The sequence below is a fragment of the Polaribacter sp. YIW18 genome, assembly GCF_057219325.1.
Genome location: NZ_JBXVVE010000015.1, coordinates 1 through 17146, shown reverse-complemented (window position 1 = coordinate 17146; position 17146 = coordinate 1). Strand labels below are relative to the sequence as shown.

Below are 17146 nucleotides of genomic sequence, written 5' to 3'. Positions count from 1 at the left end.
CACCAAATCAAATGCATCAACAAAATAAAGTCAAAAGAAAACAATATAAAAGCAAAAAAGGCAGTGATATAAAATCACTACCTTTAGATTATTAATTCTGTAACGCTATTTCAGGACGTCACAATAATATAAAAACCCTATCCCCCAGATTAGTAATTTTAAAAAATGGAAATAGGAATTTCGGAAAAGTGGTTTCAACTTCTTTCATTTTAATATTTATATCTTTAAAATTTCTTTTTTCTAAATCGTTTAAGGATAGTATTATAAGGTTAGTTGTATCGGGATTTACTCTTTTTAACATTTTGAAATTAATGTTTTCTAAACTTATAAAACTAGCATTTCTTTCTTCGTAAAATTTAGAGTTTAGTATCCATTCATATTTCGGATAAAAATCATTAGTAACAAATAAGTTTAGATATTTCTTAGTATTAAGTTGATGAATTTTTTTTACAATGTCAGACCTTCCATTTCCAGCAGACCTAAAAGTTGTAAAATATAAAAAAGTAATATTAAAGCTAATTATAATTATTATAAAAACTTTTAACCAAACACTTTTTTTATATTTTACATATTTAATAATTAGTTTTTGATAGCTACTAACTATTATAAATGGTACAAAATTTATGATTGGAAATAAAAATCTAATTTCTTTATGAGGTACTAAACAGTGAACCAAAAAGAAAGGTACTATTGCCCAAGTAAAAATATGTTCTCTTTTAGAAATCACAAAAAATATTGCTGAAATTAGTATAATGGTTCCAATTGGTAATATTCCAAAAAATGCAATTGATAATATGTAATAGTACCAAGGAGAAGTGCCAAATTCAGAGGCTTTATTTTCGATAATATTAACGAAAAAATAATTATAGCTTGTAAGTGTTAATTCTTTATAAAACCAATAATCTAAAAGGATACCAAATGAAAAAATGATTAATCCTCCTAAAAGACAAATAATGATATGTGTTAATTTTTCTTTAGATAGAAAGATAAACCAACAAAATAATCCAAAAATAGCAAATGCAATTTGATATCTAAACAAAAAGCTAAAACCTAATAGAATACCTATCAATAAAAATTGATACGTATTTTTATTTTTTTTTAATATAAAGCTAACACCTGCCAAAAAGAATAAACCAGACCAGGTTTCTGATGAAAACCTGACATTTATAAATGGCAAAAACCATAGAAAATAACTAAGTATATAAAAAAGTGGCCAATTTTTTTTATCAATAAAATTTTTGGCTTCTATAATAAATCTCTCTATTACATATAATGCTGATATAGCAGTTAATAACCTTAGAAGTAAAGCTTTTGAATAAGGATCTGAAACCGAAAATAATGAAGAAACCTTAAAAACTAGATAAGCTATAAATGGCTGAATAGAAGGTCTAATTTTTGCTTCATATTCCCAAGGTAAGTCTGCAGGGATACTGGAACCATCTAATAAACCAGCAAATTCTATAATTTGATAATGTTCATCAGCACTAAAATAACCGACACTAAACAAAGCTGTACAGAAATATACTATTACAGCAATCGTAAAAATTATTTTTCGAGATGTAAATATAAAATTCATAATTTTTATAAAACTATATAAAATGAATTTAATTTACATCTTGTTTTCAATAAATTAAACTTTTCTTGTTTTATTCAATAACCAAAAATCAGCTAACACCAAAGCGGTCATTGCTTCTATAATCGGTACAGCTCTAGGTACAACACAAGGGTCATGCCTTCCTTTACCAGTAATTTCTGTAACTTCATTTTCTGAATTGATGGTTTGTTGAGAGCTCATAATAGTAGCTACAGGCTTAAAAGCAACTCTAAAGTAAATATCCATTCCGTTAGAAATTCCACCTTGTACACCTCCAGATAAATTGGATTGTGTAGAACCATCTGCATTAAAAATATCGTTATGCTCAGAACCTTTCATTTTTGCACCACAAAACCCACTACCAAATTCAAAACCTTTTACAGCATTTATAGATAACATTGCTTGGCCAAGTGCCGCATGTAATTTATTAAATATAGGCTCACCTAAACCAACAGGAACGTTTTGTGCTACACAAGTTATAGTTCCTCCAATAGTATCTCCCGCTTTTCTAATTTCTTTAATTTTAGCAATCATTTTCTCAGCAGAGACTTCATCTGGACAACGTACAATATTGCTTTCTGTTTTAGAAAAATCTACCTCCTGATAAGATTTTTCCATAAAAATATCGCCCACAGAAGATGTAAAGGCATTAATATTAATGCTAGCAACCAATTGTTTTGCCAAAGCACCAGCTACAACCCAATTGGCAGTCTCTCTAGCAGAACTTCTACCACCACCTCTATAATCTCTTAAACCATACTTTTGGTCGTAAGTAAAATCAGCATGAGAAGGTCTATATACATTTGTATTATGGTTGTAATCTTTAGATTTCTGATTTGTATTTCTAATCACAAAACCAATAGAGGTTCCTGTGGTTTTTCCTTCAAAAATTCCTGATAAAAATTCTACAGTATCTGGCTCTTTACGTTGAGTAACAATTTTAGATTGTCCAGGTTTACGTCTGTTTAGTTCTTCTTGTATAGCCTCAAAATCAATTTTTAAACCAGCAGGAAATCCATCAATAACACCACCAATAGCTGTTCCATGAGATTCTCCATATGTTGTAACTTTTAATAAATTTCCAAAAGAATTAAATGACATTTTATAGTAAATTTTAGAAATACAAATATAATAACATGTATAGATAAAACTTTAAAATTATTCTTTAAATAATGATTTCTAGTATTTTTTATTTGTAAATAAGCATTGATATTGAAGTAGATAGCTTCTTTAAAAAATGATATTCAAAAAAGTAAAAAAAAACATCTTTTTTATTTTAAAGAAATAAAAAACCTTTCTATATTTGCATCCGCAATCAGGGAATACCTGATGAGGCTTCTGGAGAAATGGCAGAGTGGTCGAATGCGGCAGTCTTGAAAACTGTTGACTGTAACAGGTCCGGGGGTTCGAATCCCTCTTTCTCCGCATTTAAAAACCGTAATTACTTTATTAATAAGTATTTACGGTTTTTTGTTGCTGTTTTTAGTCAGTTGTTAGTCAGTTATTGTTTAAATATACATTTTTTATTATTCTAGTAATTGCTAAATAATTACCTTGAGATATTATTACTGTCAATTTAATACTTGTTTATAATAATAGGATTTAACAATGATTTACTGCTGACTTTCCTTTTGTAATACTGCACATTATAACAATACATTACTAAACATTAATAAGATAAATAAGGAAGTATCCTAAACTGCTGATAAATCTTTATAAAAATAAAAACCTTCAAAAAAAAGCCAAAAAATTCCAGCCATTATTCTTAAAACAATACCCCCTATCGATTTTAAAGTCGTTTTCTTTTTTGGACAGTGTCTGTGAAATGTATATATAGCCCAACTACTATGTATATCTAATAGCTATTTTAGAGAAGACTATTTAAAAACTAAAATTTGAATAAATAAAGGTGTATTTTATTCAAATCAATCTCTTTTCTATTATAGAAATGTATACAAACTCAAAAAAATCCAACACAAATAATAGTCCTCTTTTTTAAAAATAGGTGTCCTTTTTTATAAAAAAACACATTTTTTTTATAAAATTTAAATCAATTAAAAGTAATTAGTATTATTTTTATTATTTGATTAAATAATAACCTACATAATTTTTCTGTTTAGTCTTGAAAAATATCACATTTAATACAAAATCTTTAGATAAATTAATTGAAAATACACTACATAATGCATCATTTTTTAATTGTAAAATTTCATAAATTATGAGAAGTATTTTAAACGCTTCAATTTTAAAAACACAAGTTTTTTTGGTGTTTTTTTTCTTATCATTGATGGTAAATGGGCAAACAATTTCTATTAGTGATACAGGTGAATCAGGTACTTCGGGAAATAATTGGACGATTTATAAAAATATTTTAGTAGCAACTGGAGATGCAAATATTCATCCAAGTGTTATTGAAAAAGCATTAGACTTAGCAGATTTTAGTATTCAAGTCAAAGGAAAAAAAGGAACCTTACTTATTCAATCCTCCATACATTGTTCTAAACCCCATTTACTAAAACTGATTGCGCAAAGCAGTATAAAAGTATATACCCCTATTGAGATTTACGGTGGAGAGATTTACCTTTCAGTTACAGATGATCACGCAGCTCAAGGTAGTATTTTTGTAAATAGTGAAATTAATGCTGCTTCGCCCGATGGTCAAGGAGGAAATATTATTATAGAAGCCAAAGACATCACCTTATCAGAAAACGCCAAACTTTTAACAAACAGTCCTAAAGGTGGAGGAAACATTTTGGTTGGTGGAGACTGGCAAGGGGGCGCTGCTTCTGATTATAGGGTTTATGAAGATTCAAATAAACTAAAACAGGCCACAAAAGTGACCATGCATAGGAAGGCTTTTATAGATGCCAGTGCTAGCGAAAGTGGAGAAGGTGGAACAGTAGTGTTGTGGTCAGATATTCATAACAAAGTCTCTATTACCAAAGTCTTTGGAACTATACATGCCAAAGGTGGAAGTGGCTCTGGAGATGGTGGTAAAATTGAGACCTCTGGTAGTTTACTTGAAACAGATGGTATTCAAATATCTACTTTGGCCCCTTCAGGAAACGATGGTTTGTGGTTGTTGGATCCCTACAACTATTATCTTGGAGTAGCTGAATTGAATACTTTAAACACAGCGCTGAATTCATCTAATGTGAGCATTTTAACCACAAACAGCTCAAATAGCGGAATCAATAGTGTTTTGAGTAATTCACATGCAGGGGGATATCAGATAGGAAGTGGTCATATTGTTTTTACTAATGATTTTACCTACACAGGCTCAAACAATAGCACCCTTACCTTAACTGCAGATGCAGACATTTATCTAAAAAATATTTCTTCTGCAAATGCAGCTTTAACGCTTAATGTAAATGCGTCGGGAGACCAAGTTTTTTTAGATGGTGATATTAATACAAATGGTGGTTCGGTAAATTTCAATAGTGGGGATGTTCATTTGCAAAAGACGGGTGATCAATCTATTGTAACCTCAAATGGTAACCTAAATTTTAACAGTAGTAATATTAAATTGCTAAAAAGTGGAGGTACTGTTACTTATAACACAGGGACAGGTAATTTAAATTTAGGAGCTGGAGTAATATCTTATACCAACACGAAAAAATCTATTAGTTCGCCTAGTCTTTTGATGGATTGGTCAGGTCGTAAAGATGGAAGAAATGATAACACAGATATAGATACTGGCGTAGATATAGTGACAGGGAAGGAGTATTCCATGCGTTTATTTTTTTGGGACAGTTGGGATTCTGAGGTATTTAGAATTCAGGTAGGTTCATTCTCAAGCTCAGGCTCTCTTTATTTTAGAGCATCACGAGATTATAATTCTGGAATAAATGTTACTCATGCAAATTACGGGCTTCAACATAGTATAGTGGGTGGAAATACAGATTTAGGTGTTAATGATTATTGGAATGACGCATATGTAGATATCACCTTTGTGGCAGAACGTAGTGATAATTTAATTATGCGCCACGGTTTGAACTCTAATGATCCAGATGAGTCTGCAGAAATAAATCATGTATATGAAACTACTTTTTCAACCGATGCCTCATTTTCCTCCACTCGCAGCTTAAAACTTCAAACAACTGATGGGCAAATTTCGGGAGCAGGAAATATTAATGATGTTACTTCCTTAGAATTTGAGACCAATAGCGCAAACAATGCTTTATCTGGAATTATATCCGGATCTGCAAATTTAATTAAATCCGGAACGGGAACACTTACGCTTTCAGCTAAGAGCACCTTTGTTGGAGATGTAACTATTAATGGAGGGGTGTTAGACATTACAAGCACTGGTGGTTTATACAACACTGGTACTTGGGGGGATCATGGAGTAGTGACCGTTAATTCTAATGCAACTTTGAGACTGTATGAATTGACAAGTTCGACAGGAAATTTGGGTTATTTGCGTTATAAGTCAAATCTTCTTGTGATTAATGGAGGAACTCTTGAATTTACCGGAGTCAATGGTGTTATGGGGGATGATGCTGAAAATAATGGTGTTAACAAAAGGGCCTTTACGGTAGGTGATAATGGAGCAACTCTCTTAAATAACACCTCTACCACCTGGTCTTTTTGGCGAGATACTGATACTCCAGAATACAATCCTGTGTTTAATGGAGATATAACTTTTAATGGTACTGGAGATTTTGATTATTACAATAGGTTTGAATCAGGCACTTTTGATAAAAATATTATAAAGAGTGGTTCAGGATCCTTGAAAATAAGAAATGGCAATAATGATTTTACTGGATCTGTTACTGTAAATGATGGACTTTTGGATATTTCAGCAGCTCCTGATCTGGGAAACACTAGTGGTGTTACAATTAACAACGGGGGTACCCTGCAGTTGTCAGGAGGTATAAATGTGTCTAGCCCATTGACACTTAATGGAAATGGAGTTTCAAGCCTTGGAGCGCTTTATTTTTTATCTGGAAACAACACCTATTCTGGAGCTATTACATTGGGTTCTAATACAAGTATTACATCTGCGGCAGGGAATCAAATCATCTCTGGCAGTATAAACGGTACATATGATTTAAGTGTTACCAGCGCAGGGACTTGGACCCAATCAGGAGAGGTAGGAGGTACCACATCCCTTACAAATTATTCTTTGAATGCAGGTGTAAATAATGTTACCCTATCAGGAGACCACCAAGTTGTAGGCCCAATTTCTGTCTACGGTCATAATATTTATGCCTCTGATGATGTAGATTTTGATACCTCTGGCGTTATAAATGCAAGTATTATTTTTAAAGCGCAGGGATATGTAGTAATGGATACAAATGTAGATTTTACGACCAATGGAGGAGATGTTATTTTATGGTCAAATACTAATAATGTAACTACAGGAACCGATAATAATGAAGTAGATCTTAGAGGGAATAATAAGGTAAGTACCTTAGGAGGTGCTATTATTTTGGCTGGTGGTTTAGATTCCAATAGTGATGGCTTTCCAGATGGGTATGCGTACAGGAGCTATAACGATGGTATTAAGGCTGCAGATTTAGGGGCAAATGTTAGTTTAGATTCAGCTGGGGGAGATATCATAATGAGAGGCCAGGGAGGTGGTGTTGGTGTTGGTTTTACCGGCACAGGTGTAACACTAGAGAGTGGCTCAGGAGATATTATAATAGATGGTAAAAGTACCACAAGCCATGGAATATGGGTAAGCAATAACCTAAATCTTGACTCAGAGGATGGGAATATACGTTTTATTGGCGAAGCCGATACTGAAAAGGGAATCTTTTTTGATGGAAATGGAATAGTCATTAATAGTGGAACGGGTTCTATATCGCTCAATGGAACAAGTGATAGTGATATTGGTGTTTATAGCGATGATGATATTGCTATAGTCTCTGAAAGTACTGCAGAAACAGCCATTGAGATACAGGGTACTTCTACAAGTTACTACGGTTTAGCTTTTGTAACTGCCACTGCTAATAAAAATGTGCTCATTCAGTCAAGTGCTACCACAGCAAACAGAGGTGCTATTGTTATGAAGGGAACTAGTACGTCAGGACAAATAGGAGTTAATTTTGATTTTTATGGAAGTGGTTCTAAAACACAAATTCTCTCTGCGGCGGGAGATATTTCTATCACAGCGAAGGGTCATGAGTCTAGAACACTTTATACAAGTACAGGGCTTTTTATAGGCCAGCGCGCCAATAGCACACCAGTCAATGGAATTATACCGCTTGCTACGAAATCTTTTGGAAACATAAACATACTGTCTGAAGGGGGTATTTATGCCAATACAGGAGGTGGTGGGTTGTGGACCATTGCTACTGGAGATAGTTCCACTGCAGGTGGAGATGTCATTATTGCTTCTGATACGAATGCTTCTAATGGAGGTTTTCAATATTACAGTTCAGGCCTTTCGGTTAATTCCTATGGAGGTAACATTACCTTAGGGGGTGCAGACAGTCTAGGCTCAGGATACGCAGAGGGAACACAATATAATTCTTCTATATCTGGTTCTGGGATTCGTATAGATGGAGCACTTAATCTAAATAGTTCTGGCAATAATTCAGATACTGGAGGAAATATTTCAATTCGAGGTAAAGGGTATGGTGCTACTTGGGGCGCTTACCATATGGAAGGTTTTTATAAATACGGAGGATCAACTGACATCAATAGTGGTACAGGAAAAATAAATATCTCTGCCCTTGCGCCTACATCACAAACCAACGCAACAGCAACAGGATTTTATATTTATGGAGGTACCAACCACTACTTTACCTCTGCAAGCCCTGCGGCCGATGCCATTACAATTGTAGGGGATAGCTCAGGTTCGAGCTCCTCTAGTGCAGAAGGGATTAGGATTGAAAACTCATCTGGCCAACATGAATTTGTTGCCACAGGTGTTGGTGGTGGTGTGAATATTACCTCTAAAGCAGGTACAAATGATACAGAAGGATTGCAGTTTAACGACCCTATCTATGTACTTGCAAATGGTGGGGATATAAATATATCTGTAGCCTCTGGGAGTACTTCTGCTCGTTTTTATTCAGACAGCGGGGGAGATTTAACCTTAGGCTACACCGATGCAGCTAACACTAATTATGACCTTACTTCTTCTACAAGTAATATTACTTTAAATTCAAGCGGTAGTTACCTCTATTCAGGGGAAATTTCCGCAAATACTTCTGGTGGGAATTTTATCCTTTCAGGAGACACGGATAATTCTGGAGTGGGAACACTGAGAATGGCTGGAGGTTTAGATATAAATACTCATGGTGGTAATATAACCCTAGGGGGTGGAAATTCACTAGGGACCGGTTATGCCATAGGTGAAGATATTAGTGATAGAACAGAAGGTATTAGAATAGATAAAATTTTAAATTTAAATTCAGAAGGCGGTAACATTTTATTGAAGGGTAAAACTTCTACTAGAAGTGAAAGTACTTCGGGCTATGGTAATTCTGGTGTTGGAGTTTATTATTTAGATTCAGCAGGACTCATAGACAGTGGAACAGGAACTATTACGATTGAGGGGATTAACCAAAATGCAACTGGCGCTACCACCTACAGTTCAGGAGTTCTCTTTGCTTTAAACGGTAATAATAAAACCACAATTACTTCTTCTAGTACCGTTTCTAGTGCTATTCAAATTACAGGGAAAGGGACAGGGACAAGTCGTACTATTGTTGGAATGGAGGTAGAAACATCTTCTCCACTCAGTATTTTAGCTACTGGAGACGGAGGAGGAATTAGCTTAAGTACTGGGCAGTCTTCTACCTCTACAGGAGATAAATATGATTTTATTGCCAGATCTACTTTCGAATTGCTTGCAAAAGATGGCCCCATAAATATGACTAGTATAGAGGATGGTGCAGAGGAGGGTATCTTGTATTTTTCTTCACTTCCTTATTTCGGTTCTAGAGCAGGATCTTCCATTACAGAAAGTTCAAGTGATATTTTAATACAACATGACAAATTTATTTGGGGATCCAATGAACCTCAAATCGCAACTACGGGTCAGGTTGCCATAAAACCCTATCGTGATAGCTTCACCAATAACCCCGTAGAGACAGATTGGTTTGGCTTTAACAAAAATGGTCAAATTATGTCTGGTTTAACCATTGGTAAGCCAGGTAATACATCTGACATTACCCACAATACAGATGCTATTACTGTAGCAGGTCCTATTTCTATGTATGGTGGTAACATTGCGATCAATAAAAACCTAACATCTACAGCAACAGATGCAGATATACTGCTTAAGGCTGCAGAAAATATTACCCAGGGGAATTATGTTGACATCAGTACAAATGGCGGGGATGTGGTGTATTGGGCAGATAGTGATGAAAATGGTGCAGGATATATTTCGTTTGCTAGTCTAGGAGGACAAGACATTGTTACCAATGGCGGAAATGTAGTTATGGCAGGAGGTGCTGGTACAACTTTGCCAACCGGCTATGCTAATGGTTCAACAACTGCTCCAGGAATTAGTTTTAATTACAATAGCAACATCTTAGAGAGCTTCATTATAAACACTACAAAAGCTGGTTCAGCTGGAGGTAATATTACTTTAAAAGGAAAGACATCAGGAAACTTTGATGGGATTTTTACTTCAAACGTACAGTTTTTCGGTAATAATTTGATACTAGATGGCCAAACTGGTGGTTCTTCCATGTATGGTGTAAGATTAGGCTCTTCTGCGGTTTACAATGGTAGCAACGTTAGTATGGTGATTGATATGGATAATGATCTCACTATTACTGCTATAAATACAGCTGCTAATTATGCCGGTAATGCCCTTAGAACAGGAGCTAATCCGCGCATTTTTGCTGATGGCGATATTACGATTAATTCAAGTGGAAAATTGAGTTATACCTCAAATCAAGAATTCTTAAATATTAATCCAGGAAAAACACTCTCAGTAAATTATGATGGGACAGCAAGTTTTACCACTTCTTTAGGAGACCCGAATGGAACAGTTGATCAAGGAAACTTAGTAATTCAATCGTTTCAGCAACCAAGTTTTACTTCAGCTTTTAGCTCTTCAACCTGGACATTTAATAGTAATTTAACTGGTTTAACCATTGGCGTCCCTACCAATACAGCAGATATTACCATGTCTACTGGTGCAACCATTGCTGGACCTGTTAGTATCTATGGCGGAAACATTATTGTGGATGGAAACATCAACACAAGTCTTGGAACCACCAATGGAGATGTTTTACTAAAGGCTTCAGATGATATTACATTAGCTACAAATAAATCAATTACCACTGATGGTGGAGATGTGATTTTTTGGTCAAATAGTGATGGTATAGGAGGAGCAGACGGATACATCTTACTAAGAGATGGTTCTTCAATTACAACAAATTTAGGCCACTTATGGATGGGTGGTGGTTCTGGCACCAATACTTGGAATGGTTTAACCGTTGGTGATGGCTATGCTACAGCTGGTGCATCGATTAGTTCTGATGTTTTCCTTGGTAGTAATCGTGCGGATGTGCGTAGTGGTATTTATCTTGAAAATACATCTATTGATACTGGAGGAGGAAACTTTGCTGCCTATGGTTTTGGAGATAATGCTGGTGTAGAAAGAGGTATTCTAGCTATTGGTGATTTAACTATAAATACAGGAAATGGTAAAATTTATATGGATGCCAAGTCAAACAATGAAATTTCATTAATCTTTGGACATCATTCACTACATTCTTCATCAGAAGTGGTAACGTTAACAAGTTCAAGTGTTGCTAGTGATGCCATTATTGTTAATTCGGTTTCATCAAATGCCGGTACAGGTTGGTCTTACGGTACATGGGTAGAAGGGACAGCTACTATTCAAGCTAGCAATGGAGGCGGTATCATTTGGACTACGGAAGGTGTTGATAAAGGTATTAATCTTGGATATTCTACTAATAGCGGCATATTCAATCTTTTATCCAATATTGGTGATATTATTTTAAATACCAAAGCTAAAGGCATTAACATTCAATCTGCAGGGCAGGTTAATCTTGGTAGAAAAGCTGCTACATCTGTAACAACGTCTTCAAGTGATATAACTGTCATTGGAGATGATTTTACATCTACCGGTACTAATGTTTTCAACTTTAATACATCAGGTATAGTTGCAATCACTCCACAGACTAATAATTCTTTTACAAACCTCTTTAATACTTCTGGTTTATCATACTCAGTTGATATATCAGGACTAACTATTGGTCATTCTGATAATACACAAGCAATAACGATTGGTTCATCGACAGCTATTGCTGGTCCGATATCTTTATTTGGAGGAGCTGTATCTGTAAATTTCCCACTTACCGCAACAAATAATACAATCTCTATTACGAGCTCAACTTCACTTACAGATGGAGTGTCTGGATACCTCATTGCCAATGGTCTAGCATTAAATGGAGCTGGGACAGTAACATTAGACCATACAAGCAATGATATCAATACCCTTGCTGCTGGGTCAAGTAGTTCTCCTATCGGCGCGTTAAGTTATACAGATGCAGATGATCTAACTATTGGAACAGTCAATCCTACAGGTATTCATTCTTCTGGCGCAATTGAACTTGCAACATTATCAGGTGACCTGGAATTGACAGAGCCGATTGTTTCTACGCTAGCAACAGGTGATGCAATACAACTATATGCAGATAAAGACGCCACGTCAGGTAATGAAGGTGATGGGAATATTACAATCACAAATAACGGTTTAATTACTGTTGAATCTGGCGCTAGAGCCTTATTATACTCAGGTAAAGAAACAGAGAGTACAGGAGTACAAGCAGCAGTTGGCGGAGAAAGCAATACGCGCACGCAAGTAGATGCAAATACAGATTTAAGTACACTTGATCCTGTTATAGGGAATACTGGAAAGTATGCTTTGATGCGTGTGGCAAGTACTAACGATAATGCCAATCTTTCGAGTTTAACAACATCAGCAGGAACGCTAAGTCCTGTATTTAATTCGGAGACGACGGAGTATAGTGTAGTATTGATCGCAGGAATAAGTAGTGTAAATTTCACACCATTTACCGACGATACTTCAGCGACGCTAAAGATAAATAATGTGGCACATACTAGTGGCACGGCCTATACAGCCAGTAACTTGATGGCTTATCAGCTCTACACGATAGAGGTAACAGCAAGTGATGGTATAGCAAAGAAGACCTATAAGCTGGCAGTGCGCGTTACTCAGGTAACTGTTCCATCGCCTACGGGTGTGTGGCGTAATTTATTTGCTGGGGAAAATTTTGATCCAAACGACGATCAGCAGGCGACAGCAGATACGGATTTGGTAGGTAATACGACGGATGCGATGATGCAGGCGCAACAGGGGACTTATAGTTTTTCAGACGGTACAATAGATAAAGTATATTATTTCCGAGTGCGTTTGGGTAATAAGAATGCACCGAAAACAAGTTTTTATTATGGGATGGACGTTGATAATGATTACAAGATAGACTTTGTGATCGAGGCGAACTTAAAAGATCAGACGCCTTATGTGGCCTATCATGCGCATGTTTCTAGTAAGGATGGAAGCGGTCCATCGGAAACAGCATGGGAGAATAGCAACGACGCAAATATAGAGCGTGAGCTAGGGGCAAGAGATGCCCGCATTCTGAGTTATGCAACTGTAGGAGAGTCCACAACAGTTGTAGATATTGACGACGGTCCTGTAGGAGGTCAAAATAACGGAGATGATACTTGGCTAGAATTTGCCTTCACAGAATCGAGCTTTAAGTCATGGACTACGGATTACTTGGGAACCGAATTAACAGGCGGAGATGTATCAGGTCTTGTAGCCTTTACTTCAACTTCTCAGACTGCCAATGGAGATATTGGTGGGATCAATGATAAGACGGCAGACATGAGTTTGACCTGGCGTGAACTTGGGAACTTCATAGAGTCTAACCTAGATGAGGTAACCAGTTATACATTGTTCATTCCAACGGTAGTGAGTCAAACCTCAAATACCCAAACACCAACCGTAACAGGAACTTGGGGCGGTTCAAATGAAGGAGATGATACATTGGTTGTTACCATTGGTGGCGTAACTTATACGGTAGGTAATGGACTAACCATTAATGGATCTTCATGGTCTGTAGTGGTGACCACATCATTAACAGAAGGGACTTATGCTATTTCGGCAACTGCTACTAGGACTTCAGATGGGTCAACCAAGACAGATAGTACCACAGATGAACTGGAAATAAAACTAACCACTCCATTAACAAGTACAGACATTACAACAGCAACCATAGCAGATTTGGTATACACAGGGCAAGCCCAAACACCAACTTTAGACATAAAAGACGGTAGTACGACACTTGTAGAAGATACGGATTACACATTGAGTTATACAAATAATATAAATGTAGGAACAGCTACAGTTACAATTACAGGAACAGGTGATTACAGTGGTACAAAAACAGTAATTTTCACTATTACCAAAGCATCACTAACCATCACAGCAGACGACAAGAGTAAGGGCTTTGGAGAGGCAGATCCAGCATTAACGGTAAGCTATACAGGTTTTGTAAATGACGAAGACCAAGATGACTTATCAGGAACGCTATTGATAAGCAGAGCAACAGGAGAGGTAGCAGATACCTATGCAATTACAGCTTCAGGTTTAACGGCTACCAACTATGCGATTACCTATGTTGCAGGAACGTTTACCATTGCAAGTAAGTCGATTACAAGTACAGACATTACAACAGCAACCATAGCAGATCTGGTATACACAGGGCAAGCCCAAACCCCAACGCTAGCGGTTAAGGATGGTACAACAGTACTGACTCAAGATACCGATTACACGCTAAGTTATGTAGATAATACCAATGTAGGAACAGCTACAGTTACAATTACAGGAACAGGTGATTACAGTGGTACAAAAACAGTAACTTTCACTATTACCAAAGCATCACTTACTATCACAGCAGACGACAAGAGTAAGGGCTTTGGAGAGGCAGATCCAGCATTAACGGTAAGTTATACAGGTTTTGTAAATGATGAAGACCAAGATGACTTATCAGGAACGCTATCGATAAGCAGAGCAACAGGAGAGACAGCAGACACCTACGCAATTACCGCTTCAGGTTTAACGGCTACGAACTATGCGATTACCTATGTTGCAGGAACGTTTACCATTGCAAGTAAGTCGATTACAAGTACAGCTATTACAACAGCAACCATAGCAGATTTGGTATACACAGGTCAAGCCCAAACCCCAACGCTAGCGGTTAAAGATGGTACAACAGTACTGACTCAAGATACCGATTACACGCTAAGTTACTCAGACAATATAAATGTAGGAACAGCCACAGTTACAATTACAGGAACAGGTGATTACAGTGGTACAAAAACAGTAACTTTCACTATTACCAAAGCATCACTTACTATCACAGCAGACGACAAGAGTAAGGGCTTTGGAGAGGCAGATCCAGCATTAACGGTAAGCTATACAGGTTTTGTAAATGATGAAGACCAAGATGATTTATCAGGAACGCTATTGATAAGCAGAGCAACAGGAGAGGCAGCAAACACCTACGCAATTACCGCTTCAGGTTTAACGGCTACCAACTATGCGATTACCTATGTTGCAGGAACGTTTACCATTGCAAGTAAGTCGATTACAAGTGCAGACATTACAACAGCAACCATAGCAGATTTGGTATACACAGGTCAAGCCCAAACCCCAACGCTAGCGGTCAAAGATGGTACAACAGTACTAACTCAAGATACCGATTACACGCTAAGTTATGTAGATAATACCAATGTAGGAACAGCCACAGTTACAATTACAGGAACAGGTGATTACAGTGGTACAAAAACAGTAACTTTCACTATAACCAAAGCATCACTTACTATCACAGCAGACGACAAGAGTAAGGGCTTTGGAGAGGCAGATCCAGCATTAACAGCAAGCTATACAGGTTTTGTAAATGACGAAGACCAAGATGACTTATCAGGAACGCTATTGATAAGCAGAGCAACAGGAGAGGTAGCAGATACCTATGCAATTACCGCTTCAGGTTTAACGGCTACCAACTATGCGATTACCTATGTTGCAGGAACGTTTACCATTGCAAGTAAGTCGATTACGAGTACAGACATTACAACAGCAACCATAGCAGATTTGGTATACACAGGTCAAGCCCAAACCCCAACGCTAGCGGTTAAAGATGGTACAACAGTACTGACTCAAGCTACCGATTACACGCTAAGTTACTCAGACAATATAAATGTAGGAACAGTCACAGTTACAATTACAGGAACAGGTGATTACAGTGGTACAAAAACAGTAACTTTCACTATTACCAAAGCATCACTTACTATCACAGCAGACGACAAGAGTAAGGGCTTTGGAGAGGCAGATCCAGCATTAACAGCAAGCTATACAGGTTTTGTAAATGACGAAGACCAAGATGATTTATCAGGAACGCTATTGATAAGCAGAGCAACAGGAGAGGTAGCAGATACCTATGCAATTACAGCTTCAGGTTTAACGGCTACCAACTATGCGATTACCTATGTTGCAGGAACGTTTACCATTGCAAGTAAGTCGATTACGAGTACAGACATTACAACAGCAACCATAGCAGATTTGGTATACACAGGGCAAGCTCAAACCCCAACGCTAGCGGTTAAAGATGGTACAACAGTACTGACTCAAGATACCGATTACACGCTAAGTTATGCAGACAATATAAATGTAGGAACAGCCACAGTTACAATTACAGGAACAGGTGATTACAGTGGTACAAAAACAGTAACTTTCACTATTACCAAAGCATCACTTACTATCACAGCAGACGACAAGAGTAAGGGCTTTGGAGAGGCAGATCCAGCATTAACGGTAAGCTATACAGGTTTTGTAAATGATGAAGACCAAGATGATTTATCAGGAACGCTATTGATAAGCAGAGCAACAGGAGAGGCAGCAAACACCTACGCAATTACCGCTTCAGGTTTCACGGCTACTAACTATGCGATTACCTATGTTGCAGGAACGTTTACCATTGCAAGTAAGTCGATTACGAGTGCAGATATTACAACAGCAACCATAGCAGATTTGGTATACACAGGGCAAGCCCAAACCCCAACGCTAGCGGTTAAAGATGGTACAACAGTACTGACTCAAGATACCGATTACACGCTAAGTTATGCAGACAATACCAATGTAGGAACAGCCACAGTTACAATTACAGGAACAGGTGATTACAGTGGTACAAAAACAGTAACTTTCACTATTACCAAAGCATCACTTACCATCACAGCAGACGACAAGAGTAAGGGCTTTGGAGAGGCAGATCCAGCATTAACGGTAAGCTATACAGGTTTTGTAAATGATGAAGACCAAGATGATTTATCAGGAACGCTATTGATAAGCAGAGCAACAGGAGAGGCAGCAAACACCTACGCAATTACCGCTTCAGGTTTCACGGCTACTAACTATGCGATTACCTATGTTGCAGGAACGTTTACCATTGCAAGTAAGTCGATTACGAGTACAGACATTACAACAGCAACCATAGCAGATTTGGTATACACAGGTCAAGCCCAAAC

The 17146-nt window shown here is 36.9% G+C and carries 3 protein-coding genes and 1 tRNA gene; 2 read left to right on the top strand and 2 right to left on the bottom strand.

Annotation, left to right across the window (positions count from 1 at the left end; translation table 11 throughout):
* Positions 1–118 precede the first annotated feature (118 nt).
* Together AC2D6T_RS11705 and aroC are read right to left on the bottom strand one after the other, a co-directional pair.
* The gene (locus AC2D6T_RS11705; RefSeq protein ID WP_484681611.1) at positions 119–1576 is read right to left on the bottom strand and encodes a glycosyltransferase family protein; all 1458 of its coding nucleotides are present in this window, start codon (positions 1574–1576) and stop codon (positions 119–121) included.
* Positions 1577–1630: 54 nt separating this feature from the next.
* The gene (aroC, locus tag AC2D6T_RS11700; protein WP_484681610.1) at positions 1631–2695 is read right to left on the bottom strand and encodes a chorismate synthase; all 1065 of its coding nucleotides are present in this window, start codon (positions 2693–2695) and stop codon (positions 1631–1633) included.
* 239 nt (positions 2696–2934) lie between these two features.
* Between aroC and AC2D6T_RS11695 the strand changes: the two genes are divergently transcribed.
* A tRNA-Ser gene (locus AC2D6T_RS11695) sits at positions 2935–3019 on the top strand.
* 793 nt (positions 3020–3812) lie between these two features.
* Positions 3813–17146 (top strand): MBG domain-containing protein (locus AC2D6T_RS11690; RefSeq protein ID WP_484681609.1); only part of this gene is annotated, 13334 nt, incomplete at its 3' end.